This is a genomic window from Flavisolibacter tropicus, from assembly GCF_001644645.1.
GTDB classification, from domain to species: Bacteria; Bacteroidota; Bacteroidia; order Chitinophagales; family Chitinophagaceae; genus Flavisolibacter; species Flavisolibacter tropicus.
The window spans coordinates 1776895-1803392 of the sequence record NZ_CP011390.1; the positions used below are offsets into that span (position 1 = coordinate 1776895).

Annotated in this window: 25 protein-coding genes; 9 read left to right on the forward strand and 16 right to left on the reverse strand. The window is 41.2% G+C overall.

Annotation, left to right across the window (positions count from 1 at the left end; translation table 11 throughout):
* Positions 1 to 68: 68 nt before the first annotated feature.
* Positions 69 to 572 (reverse strand): DUF4442 domain-containing protein, encoded by a 504-nt coding sequence (locus SY85_RS07420; protein ID WP_082886324.1) that lies wholly within the window; start codon positions 570 to 572, stop codon positions 69 to 71.
* Positions 573 to 581: 9 nt separating this feature from the next.
* On the reverse strand, positions 582 to 1070 hold the full coding sequence (locus SY85_RS07425; protein ID WP_066403027.1) for a thioredoxin family protein: 489 nt from the start codon (positions 1068 to 1070) through the stop codon (positions 582 to 584).
* A 128-nt stretch (positions 1071 to 1198) separates the two neighbouring features.
* On the opposite strand from SY85_RS07425, the gene SY85_RS07430 reads away from it, so the two are divergent.
* Complete coding sequence (locus tag SY85_RS07430; RefSeq protein ID WP_066403029.1) at positions 1199 to 2068, forward strand: DUF6263 family protein; 870 nt, start codon at positions 1199 to 1201, stop codon at positions 2066 to 2068.
* Positions 2069 to 2119: 51 nt separating this feature from the next.
* Here SY85_RS07430 and lysA read toward each other — a convergent pair whose 3' ends face one another.
* The 4 genes from lysA to SY85_RS07450 all read right to left on the reverse strand — a co-directional run bounded on the left by lysA (position 2120) and on the right by SY85_RS07450 (position 6665).
* Complete coding sequence (gene lysA, locus SY85_RS07435; RefSeq protein ID WP_066403030.1) at positions 2120 to 3328, reverse strand: diaminopimelate decarboxylase; 1209 nt, start codon at positions 3326 to 3328, stop codon at positions 2120 to 2122.
* A 113-nt stretch (positions 3329 to 3441) separates the two neighbouring features.
* On the reverse strand, positions 3442 to 4413 hold the full coding sequence (scpB, locus tag SY85_RS07440; protein ID WP_066403031.1) for an SMC-Scp complex subunit ScpB: 972 nt from the start codon (positions 4411 to 4413) through the stop codon (positions 3442 to 3444).
* Between the two features lie 85 nt (positions 4414 to 4498).
* Complete coding sequence (gene atpG, locus SY85_RS07445) at positions 4499 to 5383, reverse strand: ATP synthase F1 subunit gamma (protein ID WP_066403034.1); 885 nt, start codon at positions 5381 to 5383, stop codon at positions 4499 to 4501.
* Between the two features lie 607 nt (positions 5384 to 5990).
* Positions 5991 to 6665 (reverse strand): hypothetical protein, encoded by a 675-nt coding sequence (locus tag SY85_RS07450; RefSeq protein ID WP_066403038.1) that lies wholly within the window; start codon positions 6663 to 6665, stop codon positions 5991 to 5993.
* 204 nt (positions 6666 to 6869) lie between these two features.
* Between SY85_RS07450 and secA the strand changes: the two genes are divergently transcribed.
* The 4 genes from secA (at position 6870) to SY85_RS07470 (ending at position 14320) form a co-directional block, all read left to right on the forward strand.
* Positions 6870 to 10202, forward strand: a complete 3333-nt coding sequence (gene secA, locus SY85_RS07455; protein ID WP_066403040.1) for a preprotein translocase subunit SecA — start codon at positions 6870 to 6872, stop codon at positions 10200 to 10202.
* 172 nt (positions 10203 to 10374) lie between these two features.
* Complete coding sequence (locus SY85_RS07460) at positions 10375 to 10632, forward strand: hypothetical protein (protein ID WP_066403042.1); 258 nt, start codon at positions 10375 to 10377, stop codon at positions 10630 to 10632.
* Positions 10633 to 10729: 97 nt separating this feature from the next.
* Complete coding sequence (locus SY85_RS07465) at positions 10730 to 12298, forward strand: T9SS type A sorting domain-containing protein (RefSeq protein WP_066403044.1); 1569 nt, start codon at positions 10730 to 10732, stop codon at positions 12296 to 12298.
* Positions 12299 to 12730: 432 nt separating this feature from the next.
* Positions 12731 to 14320, forward strand: a complete 1590-nt coding sequence (locus tag SY85_RS07470; RefSeq protein ID WP_066403050.1) for a T9SS type A sorting domain-containing protein — start codon at positions 12731 to 12733, stop codon at positions 14318 to 14320.
* A gap of 36 nt (positions 14321 to 14356) precedes the next feature.
* Here the strand turns inward: SY85_RS07470 and SY85_RS07475 are convergent, their stop codons facing one another.
* The 4 genes from SY85_RS07475 to SY85_RS07485 are packed head-to-tail and all read right to left on the reverse strand — an operon-like array spanning position 14357 to position 19220.
* Complete coding sequence (locus SY85_RS07475) at positions 14357 to 15670, reverse strand: amidohydrolase family protein (RefSeq protein WP_066403051.1); 1314 nt, start codon at positions 15668 to 15670, stop codon at positions 14357 to 14359.
* A gap of 45 nt (positions 15671 to 15715) precedes the next feature.
* The gene (locus SY85_RS26200) at positions 15716 to 15874 is read right to left on the reverse strand and encodes a four helix bundle protein (RefSeq protein ID WP_418251535.1); all 159 of its coding nucleotides are present in this window, start codon (positions 15872 to 15874) and stop codon (positions 15716 to 15718) included.
* Positions 15859 to 16122 carry a four helix bundle protein gene (locus SY85_RS26040; RefSeq protein ID WP_236938269.1) on the reverse strand — a complete coding sequence of 88 codons (264 nt, stop codon included), beginning with the start codon at positions 16120 to 16122 and terminating at the stop codon, positions 15859 to 15861. Before SY85_RS26040 ends, SY85_RS26200 begins: the two co-directional genes overlap by 16 nt.
* Before the next feature lie 41 nt (positions 16123 to 16163).
* Positions 16164 to 19220: an amidohydrolase family protein gene (locus SY85_RS07485; protein ID WP_082886326.1), complete on the reverse strand. Its 3057-nt coding sequence runs from the start codon at positions 19218 to 19220 to the stop codon at positions 16164 to 16166.
* A gap of 77 nt (positions 19221 to 19297) precedes the next feature.
* Here SY85_RS07485 and deoC point away from each other — a divergent pair, with 77 nt between their 5' ends.
* From deoC to SY85_RS07505, 4 genes are all read left to right on the forward strand, one after another.
* Entirely contained in the window at positions 19298 to 19969 is a 672-nt protein-coding gene (deoC, locus tag SY85_RS07490) for a deoxyribose-phosphate aldolase (protein WP_066403055.1), read from the forward strand.
* Between the two features lie 60 nt (positions 19970 to 20029).
* On the forward strand, positions 20030 to 20491 hold the full coding sequence (locus tag SY85_RS07495; protein ID WP_071890956.1) for an SPOR domain-containing protein: 462 nt from the start codon (positions 20030 to 20032) through the stop codon (positions 20489 to 20491).
* 90 nt (positions 20492 to 20581) lie between these two features.
* The gene (locus SY85_RS07500) at positions 20582 to 21766 is read left to right on the forward strand and encodes a M20 metallopeptidase family protein (RefSeq protein ID WP_066409480.1); all 1185 of its coding nucleotides are present in this window, start codon (positions 20582 to 20584) and stop codon (positions 21764 to 21766) included.
* Positions 21767 to 21860: 94 nt separating this feature from the next.
* Positions 21861 to 22526: a hypothetical protein gene (locus tag SY85_RS07505; RefSeq protein WP_066403057.1), complete on the forward strand. Its 666-nt coding sequence runs from the start codon at positions 21861 to 21863 to the stop codon at positions 22524 to 22526.
* Positions 22527 to 22644: 118 nt separating this feature from the next.
* Here SY85_RS07505 and SY85_RS07510 read toward each other — a convergent pair whose 3' ends face one another.
* From SY85_RS07510 to SY85_RS07535, 6 genes are read right to left on the reverse strand one after another with little or no spacing between them, the layout of a single operon-like run.
* Positions 22645 to 23427 (reverse strand): ABC transporter permease, encoded by a 783-nt coding sequence (locus SY85_RS07510; protein ID WP_066403059.1) that lies wholly within the window; start codon positions 23425 to 23427, stop codon positions 22645 to 22647.
* A gap of 5 nt (positions 23428 to 23432) precedes the next feature.
* Positions 23433 to 24341: an ABC transporter ATP-binding protein gene (locus SY85_RS07515; protein ID WP_066403061.1), complete on the reverse strand. Its 909-nt coding sequence runs from the start codon at positions 24339 to 24341 to the stop codon at positions 23433 to 23435.
* Positions 24334 to 25032 (reverse strand): DUF4097 family beta strand repeat-containing protein, encoded by a 699-nt coding sequence (locus SY85_RS07520; RefSeq protein WP_066403063.1) that lies wholly within the window; start codon positions 25030 to 25032, stop codon positions 24334 to 24336. The genes SY85_RS07515 and SY85_RS07520 overlap by 8 nt, the downstream gene beginning before the upstream one ends.
* Before the next feature lie 24 nt (positions 25033 to 25056).
* Positions 25057 to 25242 carry a hypothetical protein gene (locus SY85_RS07525; protein WP_066403066.1) on the reverse strand — a complete coding sequence of 62 codons (186 nt, stop codon included), beginning with the start codon at positions 25240 to 25242 and terminating at the stop codon, positions 25057 to 25059.
* A 29-nt stretch (positions 25243 to 25271) separates the two neighbouring features.
* Positions 25272 to 25643 (reverse strand): GntR family transcriptional regulator, encoded by a 372-nt coding sequence (locus SY85_RS07530; RefSeq protein WP_066403068.1) that lies wholly within the window; start codon positions 25641 to 25643, stop codon positions 25272 to 25274.
* Positions 25644 to 25662: 19 nt separating this feature from the next.
* Positions 25663 to 26493 (reverse strand): hypothetical protein, encoded by an 831-nt coding sequence (locus SY85_RS07535; RefSeq protein WP_148661131.1) that lies wholly within the window; start codon positions 26491 to 26493, stop codon positions 25663 to 25665.
* Positions 26494 to 26498 lie beyond the last annotated feature (5 nt).

The window sequence follows — 26498 nt, forward strand, 5'->3', positions numbered from 1 at the left end:
GTCACAGCAAAGCTCAGGGATTCCTACTTTATAAATTGAGAAGAGAGCTGAGAAAACGCAATTAAAAGTTATGCTTTTCTAACCGCTTTAAAAGACCAGGTAAAAGAAAAGCTAGCCACTTCCTCCCCTTCTTTATTAATGCCTCTAGATTGAACTGTAACCGAACTATTACCTGCTAATATAGCTTCTTCTACAGCAGCGGCTATTCGTTTCCCCTCATTACACACAAACTGGATGGTGCTTTTGGCTTTTTTAAAATACTGTGCTTCCGATTGCACAATAAGCATACTAACCCGCTGTGGGCGCTTATAAATAGCTGCCATCGCTAAAGCTCCGGTGGTCATTTCAGCAGCCATGCTGAGACAGGCAAAATAGATGGAGCCAAATGGATTTTTTGTAAACCATTTAAAAGGCACCGATACTATACAGGTAGTGGCATCGGCTTTTACAAACCGCAAGCCTGCAAAATAGGCCGCTGGCAATTTAGAAAGCAAGAACAAACGAAACTTTAAGGGATGTTTCATTTGCTCAAAGAAAGCTGTATTAACACCAGAAGGAGCAATAGCACTCATGCACTAAAGTTATTCTTTATAGAGCGCTTCATCAAATGCACCGCGTGCCCAGTTCTTTAAAAAAGACTTTACTTTCTCCGTATCGTATCCATTTCCTTTTTCCAATAAGCTGCTATCCTGTGTATGTAATACCGCGCCTGTTTCCCCATCTAATACTACAAGCACAGGAAAGCCAAAACGCTGCGGATAGCCCAGCTTTTTTAAATAAGCCAGGTTTTTATTTTCCTTGCTATAGTTTAAATGATAGACCACATAGTTTGCATCTTCTAGCTGTTTCAAGAGAGAATCTGTTCTTACAAAACTGTTGAAACGATAACACCACACGCACCAATTGCCGCCTACTTGAAGGAGTACTTGCTTCTTTTCTTTTTTTGCTTTTACCAGTGCCTGTGCCACTTCTTTTGTCGCATCGGCATAAGGGTTATATAATTTAGTTGTATCACCAGCCAAACCCTTCAAACCAATAAGTGATACAAGAAATACAAAGAATAATTTCATTATAAAAGGTTGATTCTGCAAGTTAACTTATAGAAAAAGAAATACTTACTAGTGAAGCAAACCGTTCATAAGTTTAACATCGTCTATACCAAAAATATTCTCCACCTTTGAAATCAAATAAACAGTTAATGAAACACACTCTTCTTTTAGTGGCAGTAGCCTGCACCCTTAATGCGACTGCTCAAAAAGTGAATAATAAACTCACTTTTAAAAAAGGCCAGAAGCTGGAAATGGTATCGCAGGTAAACAGCGTTATTAGCATGGATATGATGGGGCAATCGATAGACACTAAAATTGATGCAACTATTACACGTCTTTTTGATATAGCTGATGTAGCCAAAGGTGGAGAAACCACAATTGAGCATAAGATGAAGCGCATGCAAATGAAGTTTGATGTTCCTATGCAAGGCACACAAAGTTTTGATTCGGATAATGAAGCGGATATGAAGGGAGAAGGCGGCAAAATGGCTGATAAGGCCATGAAGAATAAATATACCATGACTTTAGATCGCACTGGTAAGATCACAGCAGTGAAAGCGGATGATGATAATCCTAACAAATCAACTGACTCAAGTGAACAAGCCGACCCAATGTCTGGAGCCCTAGCTCAAATAGCTTCTGGTATGGAACTTCCCAAAACTGGCGACATGAGCGAGTTTAAAATATTACCTGACTATGAGGTAAAAAAAGGCCAAAGCTGGACAGACAGCACCAAGGATAGCAAAACAGTATATACCTTAAGTGATATTACCACTTCTGATATTATTATTGATTATACAGAAGATGCTTCTTCACAAAGAACACAAGACGCTGGCGGCATGGAAATATCAATGTCTTCAAAAGACAAAACTACAGGCAAGATCATTTTGGATAAAAATACTGGCCTGCTAAAAGAAAGAACGGCTACAACCGACTCTCAAGGCACTATGGAAATGATGGGCCAATCGCTTCCTATGAATACTAAGGTTACAAAGAAAGTAACAGTTACAAGTAAATAATACATCTTCATATAGAATTAAAAATCCCGCTTCAACAGCGGGATTTTTAATTTATAGAACTTCTATCTGATTTCTTAATAGGTCAGAAAACTCATCGCGCTTACGTATCAAATGAGCCTGGCCATCTTTCATCAACACTTCGGCAGGCTTGTAACGAGAATTGAAGTTAGAAGACATTTCAAAACCATAAGCACCTGCATTATAGAAAACCAGGTAGTCACCTTCGCGCACTTCACTTAATTCACGGTCCCAAGCGAATGTATCTGTCTCACAAATATTCCCTACAACAGAATAGCGTTTCTTCTCACCATCTGGATTGCTGATATTTTCAATGCGGTGATATGCATCGTAAAACATAGGACGGATCAAATGGTTAAAGCCACTATCTACGCTAACAAACTTGGCAGCTGGCGTCTCTTTCATAACGTTTACTTGCGTTATAAAATAACCACACTCACTCACTAAAAACTTACCCGGCTCAAACCACACCTGCAGCTTGCTAGCCTCTGGGTGAGCAGCAAACAGCTCTCCTACTTTTTGCGCCAGCAAATTAATATTAGTTTCAGAGTCTCCATCCTGGTAAGGCACTTTAAAGCCACCGCCCAGATCTATAAACTTCAACTCTTTGAAATGAGGTATCAAATCAAACAATACTTCAATCCCTTTTACAAACACTTCCACATCCTTGATCTCGCTTCCTGTATGGATATGCAGATCATGAATGCAGATATTGTACCTCTCAACTATGGAAACGATTTCATTTATATTTTCAACAGGGATGCCAAACTTACTCTTATCGTGTCCGGTTGAAATCTTCAGGTTACCACCAGCCATGATATTAGGGCGCAAGCGTAATCCTACAGGATAGGTATGCCCATACTTTTGTCCAAACTTCTCCAGGTTAGACAAACTATCGATATTGATGATCACACCCAGCTCTTTAGCCTCTTGTATTTCACTAAAAGAAATACCATTAGAGGTATATAACACACGCTCTGGAGGGAAACCTGCATGTAAAGCCAGCTTTACTTCATTGATGGAACTGCAATCTACGTTCGCACCTACAGACTTTATATACTTTAATATATTGATATTGGTCAACGCCTTACAGGCATAAAAGAAAACCGTATTCGTATGCTGAAAAGCAGTTGTGAGCTTTTCGTATTGCTCTTTAATTTTTTCAGCATGGTAAACATAGAGGGGAGTTCCAAACTTCTCAGCCAGTTCAGTTAACTGGTTTTGCAATAAACGTTGTGACATGGCGGCAAAGATAACCACAGATTTTACGGATTATAAAAACGATTAACGGGATGAAGGTATAAAAACAAAAGCCTGTATGTTGTCATACAGGCTTTCAATATTTAAAAATTTAGTTAGTCTTTTTTCTCTTCTTCTTCATTATCGCTATCTGCATCCTTTGATTCATCATTTTCTGTATCAGAAGGCAGATCGCCTTCAGTGGTAAGGTCTCTGATCTCTTCCTCTTCATCTCCCATTACAAACTCTGTATCTGAGATAAAATCTTCCTCAGCTTCTTCAGTTGCTTCATTTTCAGATTCTTCGTCCTCACCTTCTTCATCATCGTCAATAATTTCTATTTCAAACGCATGACCATTGATATGAGGCTCGTTGGCGGCCTTTTGTTCAGCAGGAGCTGCTTCTTCTTCCTCAGTAGTTGACTCAGTAGATACTGTAGGTTCTCCGCTGGCTTCAATCAATTCCCCTTCTCCTGATACAATTAATGATTCACCTTGGTCAAATTCAGTATGGTTGATAACCGTAGGCTCAATAATCTGGTCGGCCAATACTTCTTTGATCTTTGGCAGATCTTCAGGCGTATTTAAGCCAAAATAGTCCATAAAGCTCTTTGATGTAGAATATACCAATGGATGGCCCGGCAGTTTTTCATTCCGACCGCTAATGACAATTAGTTCTTTTTCCAGAAGCTTTTGTACGCTATAGTCAGAACTTACACCACGAATGGCTTCAATCTCTCCTTTTGTAATAGGCTGTTTGTAAGCAATTATCGCCAAGGTCTCCAATGCAGCGGCCGATAAACGTTTCAGGAATTTTTCGCCATTTAACTGAGCTACTGTTTTATGATAGTCCTTCTTTGTAAGGAATTGCCAGCCACCACCGCTTTGACGCACTTCAAACGGATAAAACTCTGAATTATATTTTTCTACAATCCCTTCAAGGGCTGCATCAATTTGTTCCAATACAATCTTGTCTTCCATAAAACCAAACGCGCCATTGATCAAATCAGTGATCTCTGCAGACGTTAGCGGCTTATCAGAAGCAAAGATGAGAGCCTCAATATGTGGTATAAGATTCGAAATCTCCATAGCGGTTATAAAAAATAAAAATAGGCAAATCTGCGTAGTATTGAATCACTTGCAAATTTGCCTATTAAAACTACAATATCATTTATTACCCTTGTAAAGCGGCGGCACCACTCACAATCTCGGTCAATTCCGTAGTGATGGCGGCCTGACGGGCACGGTTGTAAGAAATCTTCAGATTACGCAATAGTTCGTTGGCGTTTTCACTGGCCTTATCCATTGCTGTCATACGAGCGCCATGCTCAGATGCATGTGCATCCAATACAGCCTTAAATAATTGTGTATTTAAGATCTTAGGCATTAATTCAGCAATCAGTTCTTCTTTGTTAGGATCAAAGATGAAGTCTGCTTTCGCTGTGCTTACTGCATTATTTTCTGCTTTAGGAATTGGCAGGAAACGCTCTACCACAAAACGCTGGGTAGCAGCATTTTTAAATTCGCTATATACCACATCTACTACATCAAACTCGCGGTTGCGGAACGCTTTAACAGCTGCTTGAGAAGCTAGTTGTACATTCTCAAAAGAAAGGTGCAGGAAGATATCTTTATGCGTATCTGTTACATTGTAACCTAACTTGGAAAAATGCTCAAAACCTTTTTTACCCATGCTCCAAATGGTAACATTACCACGATTGAACTGGGTGCTGTATTTTTCTTGAATGGCTTGCTTGGCTGCCTTAATAACGTTAGCATTGTAAGCACCTGCCAATCCACGGTCAGAAGTGATTACGATCAACAATACGCGCTCAACGGCTCTTTCTACAGCCAGTGTGTTACCACCTTCCACTTCAGTGTTGCTAACAATATTGCTTAGCATTTCCTGCAATTTCTTGGCATAAGGACGCATTTGAACAATAGCATCCTGAGCACGGCGCAACTTGGCGGCACTCACCATTTTCATTGCTTTTGTGATCTGCTGTGTACTTTGTACTGACTTAATACGGTTACGTACCTCTTTTAACTGACCAGCCATTGGGGATTTCTAATTTATGATTTCTGATTTGAGGGTTTGTGTAGCTGCCCGACACACCTTTCTAACCGGCAAAATAGCTACCCTCCTCTTTCGGCCGGCAAAGGTAGCACAAGAAAGCTAAATAACCATATAATATAGATACTAAGGCAGAGGCTCAACACGCCCGCTAAAAGAGGACCACAGATTAAAGGGATTAATAATTGATTCATTAGATTGCAGCCCATTAGTAATATGCTTTACTATATCATATAACCTGCTGATACACAATAGCTTTATCTGGCTTTTCTACCTCTTGCTGTGGAATAGCTGTACTCAGAGTAGTCCCAGGCTCAGGGCAGCGTCGAAAATCCTACGCTAAAAGTGTGGTTTTACCGAACCAGCCTCGAAAGAGTCCCGAAGAGGTCCCGACGATGAGGACAGCAAGAGGTAGGAAAGGTATAGGAAACGCCACTAAACAGGCGCCTTGAAACTTGTTTCCGGAGCATTATTTCTTTCTCGGCATCTGAAATGTGTCAGCTATCATACTCTCCTGCCATACTTTTCCTGTCAATCCACTTTAATCTTAGAAACCCTGGTTCTATTCTCCTCCAATCTCCGTTCAGATAGTTTATCTCAGTTCCAGCTCCCGCCGCAGCGTATAACTTAAAGTCAGTTTTCCGTTGGGCAAAGGCTGTATTTCTTCTTTTACAAGCTCAAGAGTAATTGGGCCACTGGCCACTTTTTTTAAGGCTTCTTTAGAAATTACAATTTGTCCATTTTCAGCGGTATACTCCTCGTTTATATCAGTTGTTTTAAAAGAAGTGTCCGTTACCAGTACCTGAATTTTACCTTTTCCGGCGCTTTTTCCCAGCTCCAGCACTAAATCTTTTCGAGACAATACGGCAGAGATGTTCTCTAATATGAGAGGGGTGAATTGAAAAGACTGCTCAAAAGCTTCTCCTTGTTTATTTGTATAAACAATTTTATGTGGGCCTGCAAAGCCCGCTAAAGGCCGCTGCGCTTCATAATAAATACCTGCTAGCTTTGCACTATCGGCTACCAATGGCTCCCCGTCAAAGCTCACTCGACTACCACTTTCCAATTCAATGGACTTAGCATCAGGACCTCCATCACGGAAATAAAGAAGCGCTACTGCATATTCGGCAGCTTCTTCGGCCGACACTCTATAATCCAAATAAAGATCACTGGCAGGCATTGCTACCGCCCTCTTTTTATCCTCTCCATTACATGCCCCCAATACAAAAAGGCAAAACGCTAAAACTAGTCCTGGCTTACACTTCATCAACAGTTTTTTATTATTCATCTATTCATCAAAATACGTTAAACGCCGGCCAAATTGAATAGGTTCAGTTTCAACTCATTAGAACCTATCTGCCTTAAGGGTAAATTGGCCTATCTTTGACAACTCTGTCAAATTGGCCAGTTTATGCAACTAGCACTTTTTTTGACGAGTAAAAACTTTACAATAATTATATAGTTATACTTTATGATAGGTTTTATTTCCAAAATCTTTGGCGGCAGCAAGTCCGAAAAAGATGTGAAAGCGATTATGCCGCTGGTCGCAAAGATCAACCAAAACTTCCAGGCTTACAGTTCATTAAGTAACGATGAACTCCGGAATAAAACAGTTGAATTTCGTCAGCGTATCCAAACACACTTAAGAGACATTGACGCTCAAATAGCAGATACCAACAAACGGGCCGAAGAGCTTCCTTACGAAGATTTAATGGGTAAAGATGCTATCTATCAGGATGTAGACCGTCTGAAAAAAGACCGTGACGCCAAGATCGAAGAAGTTTTAAAAGAAATATTACCTGAAGCTTTTGCCGTAGTGAAAGAAACAGCTCGCCGTTTTAAAGAAAACGCCGAGGTAATATCTACTGCAACTGATCTGGACAGAGAGTTCAGTGTAACAAAGAATTATATCCACATAGAGGGAGATAAAGCCATCTACCAAAACACCTGGACTGCTGCCGGTGGTCAGGTTACCTGGAACATGGTACACTACGATGTACAGTTGATTGGTGGTATTGTTTTACACCAGGGTAAGATCTCTGAAATGGCAACGGGTGAAGGTAAAACACTGGTATCTACTCTTCCCTCCTACTTAAATGCATTGGCTGGAGAAGGTGTACACATCGTTACAGTGAACGACTACCTGGCTCGTCGTGACTCTGAGTGGAATGGTCCTATTTTCGAATGGTTAGGTTTGCGCGTTGATTGTATCGACAAGCACCAACCAAACAGTGAAGAGCGTCGCAGAGCCTACCAGGCAGATCTTACATATGGTACTAACAATGAGTTTGGTTTTGACTACCTGCGCGATAACATGGTGCATACACCAGAAGAAATGGTACAACGCAAGCACCATTATGCAATGGTCGATGAGGTGGATAGCGTATTGATTGATGACGCTCGTACACCATTGATCATTTCTGGTCCGGTACCTAAAGGTGATGATCAGCAATACCATATTTTAAAGCCTCGTGTTCAGACCTTGGTAGAAGCGCAAGAGCGCTTGGTACGAGGCTTTCTGAATGATGCAAAAGCTAAGATTGCTGCAGGCGATGACGAACCAAAGAGCGGAGGCCTTTCATTATACAGAGCATATCGTGGTTTACCGAAGTATGGTCCATTGATTAAATTCTTGAGTGAACCTGGTATCCGCGTAAAACTGCAAAAAGCAGAGAACTACTATTTAGCCGATCAACAACGCAATATGGGCATAGTAGATGAAGAACTACTGTTCCATATTGATGAAAAGAATAAATCTGTTGATCTTACTGATAAAGGTATTCACACCATTACCCGTGCCGGTGAAGATCCTGAGTTCTTTATACTGCCGGACATTGGCGTGAAGATGACTGAGATTGAAAGAAGTGAAACTCCTACAGAAGAAAAGCTTCAGCAAAAAGAGAGTTTATTGAATGAATACTCTCAGAAAGCTGACCGCATACACTCTGTACAACAATTGTTGAAAGCCTATACGCTTTTTGATAAAGATGTAGAGTATGTTGTCATTGATGAACAAGTGAAGATTGTAGACGAGCAAACGGGCCGTATCATGGAAGGACGTCGTTACAGCGATGGTCTGCACCAGGCTATTGAAGCAAAAGAAAGTGTGAAGATCGAAGCGGCTACACAAACCTATGCCACCGTTACATTGCAAAACTTCTTCCGTATGTATCACAAGCTGGCCGGTATGACGGGTACAGCCGAAACAGAAGCTGCGGAATTATGGAGTATTTACAAGTTGGATGTGGTAACCATTCCAACTAACATTGGTATTATACGTAAAGACCAACAGGACTTAGTTTATAAAACCAAGCGTGAGAAATACAAAGCGGTAATTGAAGAAATTGAGGCGCTGCGCAATGCAGGTCGTCCAGTACTGGTAGGTACTACTTCAGTAGAAGTGAGTGAGTTGTTAAGCCGCGCCTTACAAGTGAAGAAGATTCCTCACAATGTACTGAACGCCAAACAGCACTCTCGTGAAGCACAGATCGTTGCAGAAGCAGGTATGCCGGGCGCTGTTACCATTGCTACCAACATGGCGGGTCGTGGTACCGATATCAAGCTTGGACCTGGCGTTAAAGACGCTGGTGGTTTGGCCATCATTGGTACAGAACGTCATGAAAGCCGCCGTGTAGACCGTCAGTTACGTGGTCGTGCCGGTCGTCAGGGTGACCCTGGTACATCACAATTCTACGTGTCATTGGAAGATGATCTGATGCGCATGTTTGGTAGTGAGCGTATTGCTGGTTTAATGGACCGCTTTGGTTATAAAGAAGGCGAAGTGATTCAACACAGTATGATCACCAAGTCTATTGAAAGAGCGCAGAAGAAAGTAGAAGAAAACAACTTCGGTATCCGTAAGCGCTTGCTGGAGTATGACGATGTAATGAATAAACAGCGTAATGCGGTTTATGACAGACGTAACCACGCCCTGTTTGGAGATCGCCTAGCACTGGATATCGATAATGCATTCTCTGTAACCGCAGAAGAATTGGTAAGCAACTTCCGCGAGCAGGAAGATTATGAAGGCTTCAAACTGGCCGGCATCATCAACTTTGCAATAGACACGCAGATCAGCGAAGAAGACTTTAAGAAAACAGCTCCAAACCAATTGGCTGACCGTTTATATACCGAGGCCATTGAAAACTACCAGCGCCATAAAGACAGTATTAAAACACAAGCGGTACCGGTATTCCAGAATATCCGCGAAACGCAAGGTGCACATATTGAAAATGTAGTGGTTCCGTTCACTGATGGCCGTAAAGGCATTAATGTGCTGACCAACCTGGATAAAACAGTAACTACCAATGGTGACGAGCTTTGCAGTGCTATGGAACGCAACATCACATTGGCAATTATTGATGATGCCTGGAAAGAGCATCTGAGAGCCATGGATGATTTGAAACAAAGTGTTCAAACAGCCTACCTGGAGCAAAAAGATCCATTGGTTATCTATAAGGTTGAAGCCTATAGCCTGTTCAAAAACATGAGCAGTGAAGTGAATAAGGAGATCGTTTCCTTCTTATGCCATGCCTCTCTGCCTGTACAAGAAGAGCATCCAGAGCAACACTTACGTGAAGCCCGCCCTCAGCGTACAGACATGAGCAACCTGCACGCTAATAAGGAAGAAGTAGAAGCAATTGGTGATGATTATGCAGCTAATGAAAAGGACTATTTTGATCCTTCAGGCGAGACAGCGGTAAAACATGAGCCTATTAAAGTAGGACCTAAAGTTGGCCGTAACGATCCTTGTCCTTGTGGCAGTGGCAAGAAATTCAAAAACTGTCATGGTAAGGATGCCTAAACACTAAATGATAAACTTTATCCATAACCGCTTCTTTCAGGAGCGGTTATTTTTTTATATAAACTTTCCCTTCTTTATTACAACTCATACAGCCCTTTACTCAAATAGCACAGTTGGTAGTTAATTTCCCTTAAGAGAAAGAAGACATTTGCCTATTCAATTTGCACACACAATGGAATACAAGCTAATTAGGGGTCTTTCAATAGTATTACAGGCAGGAATTATTATACTATTGGCGATGCTGATAAGCCTGCTGCTTTTTTCTTGTAAGACCAATGCAAAACAAAGCACAGCAAACAGCAAAACAACCATAGAGACCCAAAAAGACATGATAGAGAAACGTTTTCTAAATGAAATTCAGAAACACCGCATCCAAATAAAGGCTCTTTGTTTAACCCAACAAGCAAAAGCGCAGCTTAATCCTAGTTAAATAGTACACCCACCACCCTACGATGTCAGCGAATGGAAGGCCTAGCAAACCAACAATTCGATATCTGTTAAAGCCATTCTAACTGCAAACATCGAACATGAACCTGCTATCTGTACCATCTTTATTTCGCAGCATTTCAATAGTGACCCTACTGCTATCTTGCATAAATAGCTCAGCTATAAACCGTTATGATAATGGTAGCTCCGCGGATTATGAGTTGTATCCTGGAGACAGCTTATTTATCAATTCAGGCACTTACACAGGCCCGGTCAATTTATTAAATCCTAATGCTGTTATTGTTATCAAAGCAGGCGCCAACTTCCACCCTCAAATAGTCAGCTCCGCAAATGGTACTATCATAAATTATGGCTATTCGTTTTTCAATTTCGAATTTAAGCCAAACGTAGGTTTTCAATTACGCAACTACGGAACTTTACACCTTGCCCAAAACTGCGCCCTAACCAGTGCAACAGATTGGCTGAATACTTTTGGCGCCATCTTAGAATTTGATCAAACATTCTCAGTACAGGCCAGCACAATAACTAATTCCGGGGAAATAAAAATTGGAAAACTGGAGTTATATTCGGGCTCAACTATTACAAATAGAAACAAAATAACAGTTACATCCAATACTGAACTAAATGTAGGGACAGCTATAAATAACTTGGGCCTTATTGAAAACAAAGGCAATCTGACAAACAATGGAACCTATCAGAATGGATGTCAATTAAATGTAGCAGGGAATCTGAGTAATTTCGCTACTATTAACAATAGCTCCCTTATAACTTTAAAGGAAGGATATACATTTGGAAACTCTGGATTTATTAATCTGTCGGGTAATGGAACCATAAAGGCTTCCAACCTTACAAATGGCCATACAATTACTGGTTCTGGAAATCTTTATCTCACAGACAATACTGTTAACTGGGCCTTCATTGGCGTAACAGGCACTACTACCGATACAATAAAAATTTACGACGTAACCCGTACAAATGCACCTAAGTTTTTTGATGTAGACTGGGGCAGTATGAGGCCCAATGTTGTTTTCAGCGCTTTTAGCGAACCTGACCCTGCACAATTCACATCGGGATGTGCAGCAGAATTCACTGGCGCGGTTCCCCTGCCTATTCATTGGAAATCCTTTACGATTAACGAAATAAACAGGCGTCCCAATTTGTCTTGGAAAGCCTCCTATCCTAGTAACACAACATTTATTGTAGAAAGAAGCACAAACGGCCAGTCGTTTTCTCCTTTGTATTCAATTACCACAAGTTCAAATGGGGTATTTAACTGGTCAGATCAAGCTACTATTGGACCAGTATCTTTTTACAGGATAAAAGCCGTTGAAAGCAATGGAAATACAAGCTATAGCGAAACAATAAAATATATCAAAAAAGAAACGGCTTATAATCAAGCAAAGGTTTACCCAATTCCTTTCTCATCTTCCTTTCATTGGTCCTATGTTTCAACAGAAAATACAAACGTGACTATAGTGATCCGTAGCGTTAATGGACAAATGCTATTTCAGAAAACAGCCAAACTCAATAAAGGGCAAAATGAGATTTTGTTTGCTGAAGCTGCAGAATTACCAGCTGGCATTTACTCATTAGAAAGCTATAAAGGCAATGAGTTACTAACAACCCATAAGCTAGTTAAAAAGGGGTAGCCATTATAAAGAGAACCACTTACCCATTATCATCTCTAAATCGTATATCCTCTTACGTTACTCCCCTTCCCATTAGAGGAATAGCTTAGCATCCAAGCATATACACATCAACAAATAACATATTTGTATTTACTCTATCCGCCTATTTACTTAGTGAGCGTTAACAGGTATCAACTCCTATCCAAAAGCCCACGTTCGTTTATTCCTTAATCCTTAAACCAAAAGAAATGAAACATCACTTACCAACTAAAAAGCGAAAGCTTTTCTTAAACCTCTTCCTGATCAAGCTGCCTCAAAGATTAACTTATAGCGGTTAATGCAGCGTATCTGATCCATTGATCAGTCTACCAATCTTCCAATCAACTTCTTATAGTTTCCTGGTAGATGTTCTTGCGTGCGGTTGAATTATTAACACCTCTAAAAACCAACCCCATGAAAAAGAATCTAATCCTACGGGCTATTATTCCCGTACTATTCATCCTATGGACACCTCTCATTACACAAGCTACTATCTATAATGATAATGGCTCTAGTTTATCGTACAATCTGCTGGCAGGCGATGTCCTGAATATACAATCAGGCACCTACATTGGCCGGATTGATAAATTTGAAAAAGGCGCCCTTATTAAAGTCATGTCTGGTGCTACTTTCAAACCAGCAGCTCTTATTCGCCCACAGGGTAATATTATTAACGTAGGAACATCAGTACTATCCTTTTCAACAGATGAAAATGTTCCGCTAAGTGGGTTTAGCCTTGACAACTTTAGCATTGTTCAATTTTTAGGATCTACCAATACGAGTAGTGATGAAGTATGGTTCAATCGGTTCGGTGCTACTATGCTATTTTCTGGTGAGGTACAACTAAATGCAGGTGTTCACCTAACAAATAATGGCACCATTCAGAGCGATAATGATCTTATTATAAATGGGGGTACCTACTTCCTTAACAATAATTTAGTTGACGCTAAACGTAATGTCATGTTTAATGGAGGTACTTCTGTAAATAAAGGAACCTTACAGGCAAATGGTAATATCCTGTACCCCTTAGGAACCGACCATACAAACAACTGCCGGTTAATAGCAGAAGGGAATTTCGAAACGTACAATACATTTATCAATGATGGCTTTGTTTTGGTTAAGGGAGCAAGCAACACTTTTACAAATTATGGTCATAGTGCCTTAACCCTAATGCCCAATTCTATTATTAAGACACCGGACTTTATTAATTATAGTACCATTAATGGAAGCGGTTCACTTTACTTTACTGGCAATAGCTATAACCTCGGTACAGTTGGTTCAAATACAGAAACAGGAACTATTAAAGTGTTTGAGGCTAGTCGGGTTAATCCTACCGGCACCTTTGACTATAACTGGGGGACCATCCACCCGAATGTCAGTTATTCTACGATTTCTGACCCACCAGATAGTTATAGGCCCACAGGCTGTGCAGATCTATCGTTGATCGTTGTTCTACCTTTAAAATGGAACTATATACAGGCAACTGTAAAACAAGATTTGCCTGTTGTTTCATGGAAAGCCTCCTTTGATAATATAACTGATTTTATAGTGGAACGCAGTTATGATCAGCAATCATTCCAACAGATAGCCTCAATGGTGGCCACAAAGGATAGTCTTTACACACTTACAGATCACCAAGCGCCAAATTCACCAACACTATTCTATCGTATTAAAGCCATTGGTATAGATGGTAAGGCAACCTATAGCGAAATCAGGAAGGTATTATTAATTAAGTCTAATGCTCCCCAACTACGGATCATACCAAACCCTACAGTAGGGAAAGCATCAATAGTATTACAAGCAGAACATCAGGAAACCATTCAACTAACTATACGCAACATTACAGGACTACCCATATTTAGTACGATTTACAAACTACCACTTGGTCATATAAACGTAGAAATCCCTAACGTCTCCCAACTTCCGAGTGGTCTGTATATTATTGAAGTAAAAAGAGCTGATGGAACAATTCAAACAGCTAAACTGATAAAACAACAACCCTAAATAAAAAGCCCCGCAATTGCGGGGCTTTTTATTTAATTAGAATGTTTGCTTTATTCCGTATTTGTGATTGTAACGTTGATTCAACTGTTTTTGTTTATCAGTCAGATCCACCTTACGACCTTGTATAAAGGCATCTGTAACATTATTGGTTCTCATATCCAATATATCACCAGCGCTGATGATGATATTGGCATCTTTACCTACTTCAATGCTACCGGTCTTATCACTAACACCTAAGATTTTAGCAGCGTTAAGTGTAATGGCCTGTAGTGCTTGCTCTTTGGTTAAACCGTAAGTAGCAGCAGTACCTGCATTAAACATAATATTACGTCCACGTGTTTGAGCATCGTCGTCATTAATAGCATACGTTACACCGGCTTTTTGTAATGCCGCAGCTGTCTTGTACGGCTGATCTACATCATCATCATCCAGTGTAGGCAAGCTATGTGGTTGGTTCAGGATAACAGACACATTGTTTTGCTTCAGCAAATCAGCAATCTGCCAGCTATCGCTACCGCCAACAATAACTACATCAAAACCAAACTCTTTTACAAAGTCCAGTGCTATCAACATTTGCTTTACAGTATTGGCATGTACATACAGCTTTTGCTTTTTATCATACAAACCTTTTACTGCAGCAAACTTCAAATTGGTTTCTTCATGATTGTCAACGCTATTATACGCTTTTGCCTCACGGAAAAAGGTTTTCATACGTTCAATCTGCTCCAATCCTTGTTTTACTGGATCAGCTTGCGGTGCGCCAGCACCTCCGCCAAAGCCACCAAAACGCGGGCGGGGCATTAATGTAGGCATATAGAAATGCATGCCGGCATCGGTTTTAACGGCTGCATCTTCCCAGTTCCAGGCATCCAATTGCACCACAGAAGAAGTACCTGCTAACAGGCTACCCTGCGGTACAATATTCGCCATCAAAACACCCATAGAGCGAAGCGTGTTGATCACTTTAGAATCAGTGTTGTATGCAGACAAGGCGCGTACATTGGGGTTCCAGTCGCCGATCTCACGCTCGTCGTTAGAAGCTCTTACGTTGCCTTGTTCTACTAAACCAAGGTTACTGATTGGTAGTATAACACCTGGATATACATGCTTTCCAGTCGCATCTATAGTTGTAGCGCCGGCTGGTGCATTGCTTCCAGAACCAATGGCTGTAATCTTACCGTCTTGGATAGTGATAGAGGCATTGTTTAAAACCTGTCCATTACCTGTATGCACTGTGGCATTTGTAATGACAATGGTCCCCGATTGCTTCGGTGCCGGGTACACCGTCTCCTGCGCCTTTAGCTGCAACAAGAAACATAAAGAAGCTATGCTAAAAAGTATCTTTTTCATTTTTAAAGTTTTATAGTTTACATGTTTACATGTTCACTTGTTCGCTTAGTTTGTTTGACGATCTTTAAACTTTAAGCCTTTCAAGTCAGATTGCTTTAGATAGTCTATGAGCTTTTGCAATAAGATTATTATTTCTTTTGACAACAAAAACATTTCCTCAAACTCTTCCTTTGCTATATAACCTCTATCTAAAGCTCTATACAATTGAGACCGAAATTCTCCGCAAGATCCTTTAGATATATATATAAGAATTGAAGAAACTCACGATTACCACTTCGCTCAAATCCCTCGGCAATGTTATCCATTATAGAGCCAGCAGAACGCTCAATCTGGTTAATCAAACTATAATTCCGATTGAACCGTCCTTGATCTATATGGCGTCCAACTATCTCATTTAAAGCTCGAGCTTTCTGCCAAGATTGAATTTCCTCAAATGTTTTGATTGTTGCCATAACTAAACTTTCAAACTTGTGAACAGTAAACTAGTGAACTTTTAATTTACATCGTCCGTATCAATAGTCAACAAACCATGGCTATGACCATGCTCCGTACAAGTATGCATATATTGATAGCTAGGCATTGCAGGCTGAACAGGTGCACCGGAGCGCTTTTCACCTACCAGTTTTTTCACCAGGCGGTTACGTTCAGCATCTACTGTTTTTTGCATTTGCTCATCTTTAGCTCTATCAAAATAAACAGTACCATCTACAATGGTGTATAATGGTTTTGCATAAATGCTTAACGGATGATCGCTCCATAATACCACGTCACCATCTTTACCAGTTTTCAGACTACCTACTTTATCTTCTACGTGTAGCATTTTAGCAGGATTCAAGGTTACCATTTTCAGGGCTTCCTCTTCTGTTACACCACCATATTTTACAATCTTAGCAGCTTCCTGGTTTAAACGACGGGCCATTTCAGCGTCATCAGAGTTGATAGCCACATTTAATCCTACACGTTGCATGATAGCAGCGTTGTATGGAATAGCGTCTTGTACTTCCAATTTATAGTTCCACCAATCAGAGAAAGTAGAAGCATTGGCGCCATGTGCCTTCATTTTATCAGCTACTTTGTAACCTTCTAAAATGTGTGTAAAGGTGTTTACATGGTATCCCATTAACTCCGCTACTTTCATAGCTGTATTGATTTCGCTCTGTACATAGGAGTGACAAGTAATAAAACGTTTGTTGTTCAGGATTTCTACTAATGCATCCAGTTCCAGGTCACGGCGAGGAGCAGTCAGACCTTTTTTGTCTTTTGCTGAATTATAAGCATCCCAGCTTTTTGCATAATCCTTAGCACGCGTGAAGGCATCAATAAGAACCTGCTCGACACCCATACGTGTATCTGGATAACGCACGTTGTTGGAAGAGTTGCTGATAGAACTAGTAGAACGCTTCACATTCTCACCCAAGGCAAACTTGATGAATGGTGCAGAACCTTTGAATTTCAAGTCTTCATCATTAGCACCCCAACGCAACTTGATCAGTTGAGTTTGACCACCGATAGTATTGGCAGAACCGTGCAGGATATGTGAAGTTGTAACACCACCGCTTAACTGACGGTAGATGTTGATATCGTCAGGGTTTAAATTATCAGCAATACGCACTTCAGAAGTTACGCTCTGTCCACCTTCATTAATAGAGGAAGCCGCAATATGTGAGTGCTCGTCGATAATACCTGGTGTTATATGCTTTCCTGTACCATCAATAACACGGGCAGAAGCATCGGATAATCCTTTACCTACTGCAGCAATTTTACCGTTCTTGATTAACACATCGGCATTCTGTAAAACACCTTCTTTTTCATTGGTCCATACAGTTGCGTTTTTGATCAGGATCGTCTCCTGCTTTGGCGCTTGTGATTCATCCCAGCCATATGGCTCAAATGGATAGGTTACTTTACCTACTGGACCAGCAGGACGCTTACGTACGCTGTCAGCCTTTTGTGTAGACGGACGATCATAGGTAGCTGTCCAGGTAAACATGTTACCAACACTGTCTTCACCAGTACCGCTCCATACATCGTTATTAACAATACCACTCAAGCGCATATTTTCACCAGGCTTTCTTTCTGGTGCTACGTTGATACGTACCTGGCGGCCGTCAAAATAAAACTTAGACGTAATGGTATCCTTACCTATCAGGTTGGCAGAAGTATTACTCTTGAAGTCTAAGGTATAGTTAACAGGACCAGAAGCGGTATTTATTACCAGCTTGTAAGTACCGCGGTTATCTTTCCAGCCATCTTCTTTAACGCTGTACTTATTACCTTGTACCCAGTTTTGCAGAATGTTGGTCTTCTCACTGAAGATAGGACCACTAGTGATCAAGAAGTTGGCCCATTTACCAGCATCCAGACTACCCACTTGGTTATATACACCTAAAATAGTAGCAGGTGTTTTCGTTAATGCGGTTAAAGCAGCTGTCTCGCTCAAGCCATAATTAAAGGCAGAACGTAGATTGGTCATAAAGGTCTTTACATCACGCAGATCAGCAGTGGTTAAACAGAATGGAATTCCTGCTTTTTCAAAAGCTCCCGGATTCGTAGGTGCCAGCTCCCAATGTTTCATATCAGATAATGATACAAAACGCGCATCATTAGGATCTTCTACATCCTGCGCTTGCGGATATGCAATAGGCACAATGAAACTAGCATTCGTAGCCTTCATTTCTTTGATACGCTGATATTCATTACCACCACCTTTAATAATGTACTGAACACCAAACTCATCACCAATGCGATCAGCACGCAGATCGTTCCATTTATCATTGGCTTCAAAGATCTGTGGTAATCCCTGCTCATCATTCCAAAACTGTAATGATAAGTTAAGGCCTTCAGCAGCAGGCTTGGTCTTATACCATTGAGCATCCAGGTAGGTTTGACGCAATAAGGCAATCATCCCCATCATAGAGCCAGGGTAGCTTTGTGTAGATGTACCTTTATTAAAAGAGTAGTGTGCAGATGCACGGTCTTTAAGAATTACAAAGTTTTCTTTGTCGGTAGCAAGTGTTACCAAGGTACCAGTACCACGGGCAATACCATCTTTTACATGCGATAACACCGTACCAAAGCCTAACTCACGTAATGGCTTAGCCTTAGCGTCATCCACTACAAATTGTTTATAAGCTTCAACGTCAGTTTTGATGGCCTGGTTCCAGCCATAGGCACCTTTAGCAGCACTATTCAATTGTGCTTGCTGTGCAAAATTAAACCCGCCGGCCTGGCGCTGGGGTGTCGCAATGCCGTAGTCAGCATAAATATCAATGAACGATGGGTAGATGAACTTTCCGTTACAATCTACTTCTACAGCCCCGGCAGGAACCTTAATTCCCGTGCCTACAGCAGTAATCTTCCCGTCCTTGATAATAAGCGTTGCATTGGTCAATGTCGTTCCGGCATCTTTTACAATTGTGGCATTTGTAAATGCGTAGTGCCCGTGTCTTGGATCAGCTACTCCGTTCTCAGGGAAGGACGGTTGAGCTAAACCAAATTGAGCAAGCAATACAAAGCCGCAAGCCAAGAGCCAGCTTTTCTGTTTTGTCATGTGCATTTGATTTTTGAATTACTTTGTGTGTTTATGTAGGGAAAAACGGTCCCGCTCTAAAATTAAATACTTTTTACATGTCAATAGCCTCTTACATCGACCATACCATACTAAAACAAACCACCACAACCGAAGATGTGACTAAAGTGTGCAAAGAAGCTTTAGAATATTCATTTGCAGCTGTTTGTATTCCCCCTATATATGTCAAGGAAGCCGTTAAACAGCTTCTGGGAAGTACGGTAAAGGTGGCTACGGTTATTGGCTTTCCTTTTGGCTATACCTATACTGAAGCCAAATTAGAAGAAGCGAGGATAGCCTTAGGCGAAGGAGCCCATGAGCTGGACATGGTTATGAATGTAACCGCGCTTAAAAACAAGGATTATCAACAATTAGAAGAAGAAGTAAAGGCAATCCTGGCTATTTCAAAGCCTCAGGAAGCAGCACTTAAAGTCATTATAGAAAGCGGCGTATTGACAGATGAGGAGATCGTTCGCTGTTGCGAGATCTACCGCCAATTTGATATAGACTTCTTAAAAACATCTACCGGATATGCCGAAAAAGGGGCTACCATTGAGGCCGTGCAACTAATACGGGCACATCTGCCATCTTCTATTCAAATCAAGGCTAGTGGCGGCATCCGCAGTTATGAGTTTGCTAAAAGCCTGGTAGATGCGGGTGCTACACGCCTGGGATGTAGTGCCAGTGTGGCCATTGCTAAAGGGGAAAATGCAGGTATCGGAAATTACTAATAGAAAACTGGAACTATTTTTGACTAGAAAACGTACAATAAAGAATACAATTAAGAAATAATGAAAAACCTATTATTAATTATTACCCTATTTGGACTACAGACCGCCGCCTGGTCACAGGAAACGGCTTCATCCATTACTTCGGCACCATCAACATCGGTTATTGTTCATAAAGATCCACGCGTAGACGCCTTGATCAAAAAACAAGGCAGTATCAATAAAACGGTAAAGAAAAATTCAGCACGCTTTGGCAAAGGTTATCGCCTAATGATCGTGAATACCAACAAGCGTGATGAAGCCATTGCTGCCAAGACAAAAGTTTACACCTACTTCCCTGAATTAAAAGCCTACCTCTCCTACCAGTCGCCTTACTTCAAATTGAAGGCTGGCAACTTTAAAACACGCGATGAGGCCGAACGCTATCGTAAATTAATGTCGCCACACTTTCCAAAAGGTGTCTTCATAATGAACGATACGATTGAAATTAAACCGGAAAAGGATACTGGCGAAGTAGAAGAATAAGGACTTCCATTTATAAACTATTTATCCATCTCACTAGAGATGGATTTTTTTTATAGCCAATTAACAGATAATCTGGAATTTTGCAGCCGTATGATACAACAAAAAATCAAACAACTGGCGCAGGCCTATGCTCCAGACTACATAAATGTTCGCCATCATCTTCATGCAAATCCTGAACTGAGTTACCAGGAATTTGAAACGTCCAAGTATATACAGGAACATCTGAAGCGCTATAATATTCCCTTTGAAGTAAAAGCTACAACAGGTGTTATTGGTATCATTGAGGGCCGCAACCCGCAAAGCAGGATCGTTGCCCTTCGTGCAGATATGGACGCTTTACCCATTACAGAAGAAAACGATGTTCCGTATAAATCCACCAAACCGGGTATTATGCATGCCTGCGGCCATGATGTACACACTACCTGTTTGCTGGGAGCTGCCCGTATATTATCGGAAACAAGGAACGATTGGGAAGGCACTGTCAAACTGATCTTCCAGCCGGGAGAAGAAAAGAACCCCGGTGGTGCTAGCCTTTTAATCAATGAAGGCGTACTGGAAAACCCTAAACCCCAGTGCATTTTTGGCTTACACGTTAATCCGCAACTGGAAACAGGTTTATTGAGTTTCAGAGGAGGCAAGATCATGGCCAGCGCTGACGAACTCTATATTACCATTAAAAGCAAGGGTGGTCATGCGGCAGCTCCACATCTTACGGCAGATACTATCCTGATTGCCTCACACTTAATTGTTAGCCTGCAGCAGGTAATTAGTCGCAATAACAATCCATTATCACCTTCTGTTTTATCTATCACATCTATCCAAGGCGGCCATACTACTAATGTTATACCCACTGAGGTAAAGCTGATGGGTACCTTCAGAGCTATGGATGAAGAATGGCGCTTTAAAGCTCATGAGTTGATCCGCAGGCAAACTGAGTTCCTGGTGAAAGCTATGGGCGGAGAAGCCGATTTACATATCGATGTAGGCTATCCTACGGTTTATAATCATGAAGGACTGCACGAATATGCCAAGCAAATAGCAAAAGACTATATGGGAGAAGAAAAGGTGGAAGAAACCGAAGTACGCATGGGAGCTGAAGATTTTGGCTTTTATTCCCAGGCCATCCCAGGTTGCTTCTATCGCTTAGGCACCGCAAATAAAGCTCAGGGCATTACATCTGGCGTACATACGCCAAGGTTCAATATTGACGAATCGGCCATTGAGATCGGCATTGGCATGATGGCCACGTTCGGAGCCACAGCAAATTTTCAATAAACTAAAAAGACCTATAAACGTAAAGCTTATAGGTCTTTTTCTTTTCTATTACTAATTCCTTTCTTACTGGCTACCCCTGGTAGAGCCTCTCCCCGTGGATGACGCGCCTCTTCCAGATGATGCACTACGGCTACTGGTACTGCGTACGTTGCTACGGGAACTTGCACTTGACTTACGAACGGGCGTTTTTGCAGTTCTTGAACTGGCGGAAGTCATTCCTCTTTTCGAGGTGTCGCGACCGGTAGAAGAACTACCTGTTCCTGCAGTCCGTGCAGCGTTTCGTCCTCCTGCAGCACTACTGGCAGAAGTTCTGCTTCTTGATGCAGAAACATTGCTTCTGGAGGCTGTTGACCGGCTGCTGGAAGTACCAGTTCGGCTGGCTGAAGCACCTGTACGACTACCAGAAGCGCTTCTTCCACTTGCAGTAGTTCCAGTACGACCGCTGGTTGTTCCTGAACGACTGCTAGAAGATCCAGTACGACTGTTGGACATTCCAGAACGGCTACTAGCCGCTACCGGACGACTGCTGGCAGAACTAGAACGGACACTGGAGGAGCCTGAACGACCAGTGGAAGGCGCAGACCCACTACTAGTTGTTTTTGAGCGACTACTAGAAGTGCCTGTACGACTAGTTGAAGAACCCGTACGACTGCGGCTACTGCCCCCTGATGCACTTCCTGAAGATGATGCCCGGGAAGTTGACGGAGTACTTCTGCTAGATGAAGTGCTTCCACTTGCAGCTTTCCGCATGCCTTGTTGATTAGCTTGTGAACGAGGTTGCTGACTCGCCGTGCGACGACCAGCAGCACCTCTTTTGTTTGGATCACCTGCCATAAGTTAAGTTTTATCTATTGTTTCAAATGGCATGCCACGCAACCCTATCCGCGTTCTTTACGAAACTTCAGATCCAAATAACCAAGAATCAAAAAGAAAGCACAATACCCTATTGAGTTTAATTCATGATTTTCTATCACTAGGCTGTTGTTCTTCCCAATTGATTGTAAGGTTAGGAAGGGATGTGCAAAGGGAAACTTGTAAATATGCTTCCAACCAATTTGTGCCAGTATGATGGAAGCGATGATCATTGCCAATCCAATACCCACCGGCGCTATAAAGTTTTTGATACGGAAACTTAGCCAGTATTGGATTGCCGTAATGCCCAGAATAGAAATATATGTTTTTAAGCATAAGCGGCCAAGCATAGCCCAATCAATACTTTGATCTAAAAACTGGAATTTTGAATTGATCAGATTGACGATGATAGCGAATGAAATTAGGAACACATTAAACAACATGAAGAAGAAAAAGATCATCATGTGGATGGATATAAACTTGGAGAAGTACACATTCGCTAAAGGCTGAGGCGAAGCGTATACCTGCTTCCAGGTGTTGTTCTTATATTCAATTTGAGGAATCAAACTGCAGATCAAAATGATAAACATGGGAAATAGGAAGGCGTTAGCTACCTGCCAGGCATTCCCAAAATGGAAGCTCCAGGCATTACCACTTAGTTTCATCTGCCTGATTAAACTCTCTGGTTCTACAGAATAACCAATAGAAAAAAGAGTGGGCAGGAATAGGGCAGCAATAATGCTTAACCAAAAAGAAGCACTACGCTTTGTCTTTAAGATCTCTGTCTGTGTGGAGATTAGAATATTCATAGCAATTAGTTTGTAGTAAGGTCAATAAATAATTGTTCAAGGTTGGTTTGTTGAGCGTGTAAGTGGTATACATCCAATCCCTCCTGTACCAGGATGCGGTTTACCAAAGCTGTCTCTTCCCGGTTGTTAAATGGAAGAATGATGTGGCCATTTTGTCTTTCCACTTTAAACTGAGGTTGTAATACACGAAGCGCCGTATCATTATTACTGGTTATTACCTGAAGCTGGCTCTCCTTAGCCTTCATTAGCTGTAATTCTGACAACGTGCCTTGGAACAAGAACTTTCCTTTATGGATAATACCTACATGAGTTGCCATCTTTTCAATCTCCGCCAGAATGTGACTGGAAACGATAATGGTAACACCAAATTCTGTATTTAGCTTTTTGATCAATTCGCGGGTCTCAATAATGCCGTTAGGATCTAATCCATTTGTAGGCTCATCTAATATCAACAATTCAGGTTGATGCAAAAGGGAAATGGCAATGGACAGCCGTTGTTTCATCCCCAACGAAAACTGCTTTGCTTTCTTGCGGCCAGTATCTTCTAATCCAACCAACTTCAATACGTCTGCTACACGCAGTTGGCTTACCTGGTATAACTTACGGTATATTTCCAGGTTTTCTTTAGCAGTCAGGTGGCCATACAAGGAAGGCTGTTCAATTAATGAACCTAAGCGCTTAAGAATATTGACCCGGTTGGTTGCCAGATCTTCCCCAAACACTTCAATACTTCCCTCCTGCTTTTTCAACAAGCCTAATAGCAGTCGTAAGGTAGTGGTCTTACCAGCTCCGTTAGGGCCTAGAAAACCATAGATCGAACCTTTGGGTACTTCAAGGTTTACATCTTTTAATGTTTGAAAGCCATTGCTGAATGTATAATTCAGACCGCTGGTTTTAATAATAAGATTACTCATGAGCAGTTGCTTTATTGGTTAGGTTTGATAGATTTTTATATTGAAGGTTAATACGAGAGGCGCTATCGGCTTTCAATTGTAATTCCTGAATGTCAGATTTCTCTTCTTTTAACTCAGAGTCATTCAGTTGAACAGCCATTTTATTGATGTGTGCATTCTTTAATTCAATGGTGGCCTGATTGGCAGCTTCTATATTCAGACTATCAATTTGCAGCCCGTTTTTATCCTGCACAATACCTAATAGTCCGCCAGAAGTTATGAAGTTTAGATTGCGGATCGTTTTCCCAGCTTCTCCTTCTACGTTTACATACGCCTTGTAAGCTGTGATCACAGCATTTTCGGGCACATATACAATGGTATAATCAAACATGGTCCTGGAGCCAATGGAATCTTTTAAGGCTATTGTTACCCTACCCCCCTGCTCACTTAATACAACTTTGTCAGCTTGATTACCAAATTGCTCTACTTTCATTTTATCACCAATACGTACCACCACATTAGTGAGATAGCGGATATCAATGGATCGTGCATTAGCAAACTCTTTCACCGTTGCCGCTTCCTCGTCTTTCTTTTCGCTGAATGGCACATAATTACCCGCTTTGTAGCGTGCATATATGGCCACATTTACAGCTAGCAGTACCAGCATAATGGTAAGCAGGCCTCCTAATAATAGTTTATTACTTGTTTTCATCAGTAAATAATTAATCAGTTCGTTTTAATTAATAACATAAACCCCTACTTGCCACACATTCCACAGATCCACTTCTATTGCAGAAGAAGGTTTCACTACATTATGCTGTTTATTGACAGCTGGTTTCCAGATAAAGCACAGGATCACCATTAACAATATCCCAATCAGTAATGGACTTAAACGCTCAATATCTGTTAGTTCTTTTTTCATGATGAAATGTTTGATGTTTATGGTTAAGGTTAGCTGAGGTATTGTTTCTTGAACTTTTCAAATTGGGGTCTCAACTCTTCTACATCCATGCCCAGCATGTACATATTGCGGAAAACGGCAGGCAACTCTTTGTCCATAAACTCTGTTTTCTTGTATTGCATGGCGTTGTTGATAGCATCGGCCGATACGAAATAGCCAATCCCCCGCTGGTTATAAATGATGTTTTGTTGCTGCAGAAACTCATAGGTACGCATTACTGTATTCGGATTCACCTCCAGTTGCATAGCCAGTTCCCGCACAGCCGGAATACGCTCCTCGGACTTCCATTCTTTGAGCAACACACGCTCACATACGTATTCGGCAATTTGTAAGTATATCGCGCTTGATTCTCGGAATTGCATAAATAATTTGTTTTAAAACTTACACTTCTTTCTCCTTTAACCGGAAATACGTAACCACCCAGAAGAAAAACGGGAATCCCCATTGAAACAACGCTATGATTACTTTTCGTATAACCAATGGCAGCTCTATCAGGTAATCACCTTCACCCTTTTCACTGGATATGCGATAAGTGCCAATATCTCTCATATAGCTGCCATGCGGCAATAGTGAATTCAAAAGGAAGCCAACTATTAGCCATAACACTATAAGTAGGCAGAAGAGACTGATAATGGTCTTTACAAAACTGTATCGCTCAAAATAAACCGACCCTAATAAGAAAGCTGCTTGTACGGCGAAGAAAGCTGCTAAGAAAAACGGAATAGCGTTTTCAATACCAAACCAACTGAAAACATTGACCACACTTGCCTTATGTATCACGCCATTGGCATTAGGTGTATTATAGGCCGAATGAAAAGCATTCGCAAAGTTTACCATTATCATATCTACCAAAAAAAAGATGGCAGTATAAACGATAAAGTAAAGCACGACTACATATAAGAGACTTACCATCAGTTTTTCCAAAGAAGAAGCCGGCAATAGCAAATAGTTAATGGCCTTGCTCCTTGAACCCAGTTCTCTAAAGAACTGGCTGGCATAAAAACAACCGCCAGAAAAAAGAAGAAAGAAATACGTTCCTCGTTGGATGCTGTCTTCCATTGGGTCCAAATCGTTGACCATCATCATAAAGAAAAACCACATGGATAAAATACCCGCAGCGGCACCTACCGATAACAGGTAGCGCTTCTTATTTTCAATCCAGTGCTGTTTCACCAGCAATACCCATCTGCTAAAATCAAAAGAGGGAATCATAGAAT

Bases quoted from the DNA above. Each gene is read 5' to 3' on its own strand.
- SY85_RS07420 (WP_082886324.1), bottom strand. From the start codon at position 572: ATGAGTGCTATTGCTCCTTCTGGTGTTAATACAGCTTTCTTTGAGCAA.
- SY85_RS07425 (WP_066403027.1), bottom strand. From the start codon at position 1,070: ATGAAATTATTCTTTGTATTTCTTGTATCACTTATTGGTTTGAAGGGT.
- SY85_RS07430 (WP_066403029.1), top strand. From the start codon at position 1,199: ATGAAACACACTCTTCTTTTAGTGGCAGTAGCCTGCACCCTTAATGCG.
- lysA (WP_066403030.1), bottom strand. From the start codon at position 3,328: ATGTCACAACGTTTATTGCAAAACCAGTTAACTGAACTGGCTGAGAAG.
- scpB (WP_066403031.1), bottom strand. From the start codon at position 4,413: ATGGAGATTTCGAATCTTATACCACATATTGAGGCTCTCATCTTTGCT.
- atpG (WP_066403034.1), bottom strand. From the start codon at position 5,383: ATGGCTGGTCAGTTAAAAGAGGTACGTAACCGTATTAAGTCAGTACAA.
- SY85_RS07450 (WP_066403038.1), bottom strand. From the start codon at position 6,665: ATGAAGTGTAAGCCAGGACTAGTTTTAGCGTTTTGCCTTTTTGTATTG.
- secA (WP_066403040.1), top strand. From the start codon at position 6,870: ATGATAGGTTTTATTTCCAAAATCTTTGGCGGCAGCAAGTCCGAAAAA.
- SY85_RS07460 (WP_066403042.1), top strand. From the start codon at position 10,375: ATGGAATACAAGCTAATTAGGGGTCTTTCAATAGTATTACAGGCAGGA.
- SY85_RS07465 (WP_066403044.1), top strand. From the start codon at position 10,730: ATGAACCTGCTATCTGTACCATCTTTATTTCGCAGCATTTCAATAGTG.
- SY85_RS07470 (WP_066403050.1), top strand. From the start codon at position 12,731: ATGAAAAAGAATCTAATCCTACGGGCTATTATTCCCGTACTATTCATC.
- SY85_RS07475 (WP_066403051.1), bottom strand. From the start codon at position 15,670: ATGAAAAAGATACTTTTTAGCATAGCTTCTTTATGTTTCTTGTTGCAG.
- SY85_RS26040 (WP_236938269.1), bottom strand. From the start codon at position 16,122: ATGGCAACAATCAAAACATTTGAGGAAATTCAATCTTGGCAGAAAGCT.
- SY85_RS07485 (WP_082886326.1), bottom strand. From the start codon at position 19,220: ATGACAAAACAGAAAAGCTGGCTCTTGGCTTGCGGCTTTGTATTGCTT.
- deoC (WP_066403055.1), top strand. From the start codon at position 19,298: ATGTCAATAGCCTCTTACATCGACCATACCATACTAAAACAAACCACC.
- SY85_RS07495 (WP_071890956.1), top strand. From the start codon at position 20,030: ATGAAAAACCTATTATTAATTATTACCCTATTTGGACTACAGACCGCC.
- SY85_RS07500 (WP_066409480.1), top strand. From the start codon at position 20,582: ATGATACAACAAAAAATCAAACAACTGGCGCAGGCCTATGCTCCAGAC.
- SY85_RS07510 (WP_066403059.1), bottom strand. From the start codon at position 23,427: ATGAATATTCTAATCTCCACACAGACAGAGATCTTAAAGACAAAGCGT.
- SY85_RS07515 (WP_066403061.1), bottom strand. From the start codon at position 24,341: ATGAGTAATCTTATTATTAAAACCAGCGGTCTGAATTATACATTCAGC.
- SY85_RS07520 (WP_066403063.1), bottom strand. From the start codon at position 25,032: ATGAAAACAAGTAATAAACTATTATTAGGAGGCCTGCTTACCATTATG.
- SY85_RS07525 (WP_066403066.1), bottom strand. From the start codon at position 25,242: ATGAAAAAAGAACTAACAGATATTGAGCGTTTAAGTCCATTACTGATT.
- SY85_RS07530 (WP_066403068.1), bottom strand. From the start codon at position 25,643: ATGCAATTCCGAGAATCAAGCGCGATATACTTACAAATTGCCGAATAC.
- SY85_RS07535 (WP_148661131.1), bottom strand. From the start codon at position 26,493: ATGATTCCCTCTTTTGATTTTAGCAGATGGGTATTGCTGGTGAAACAG.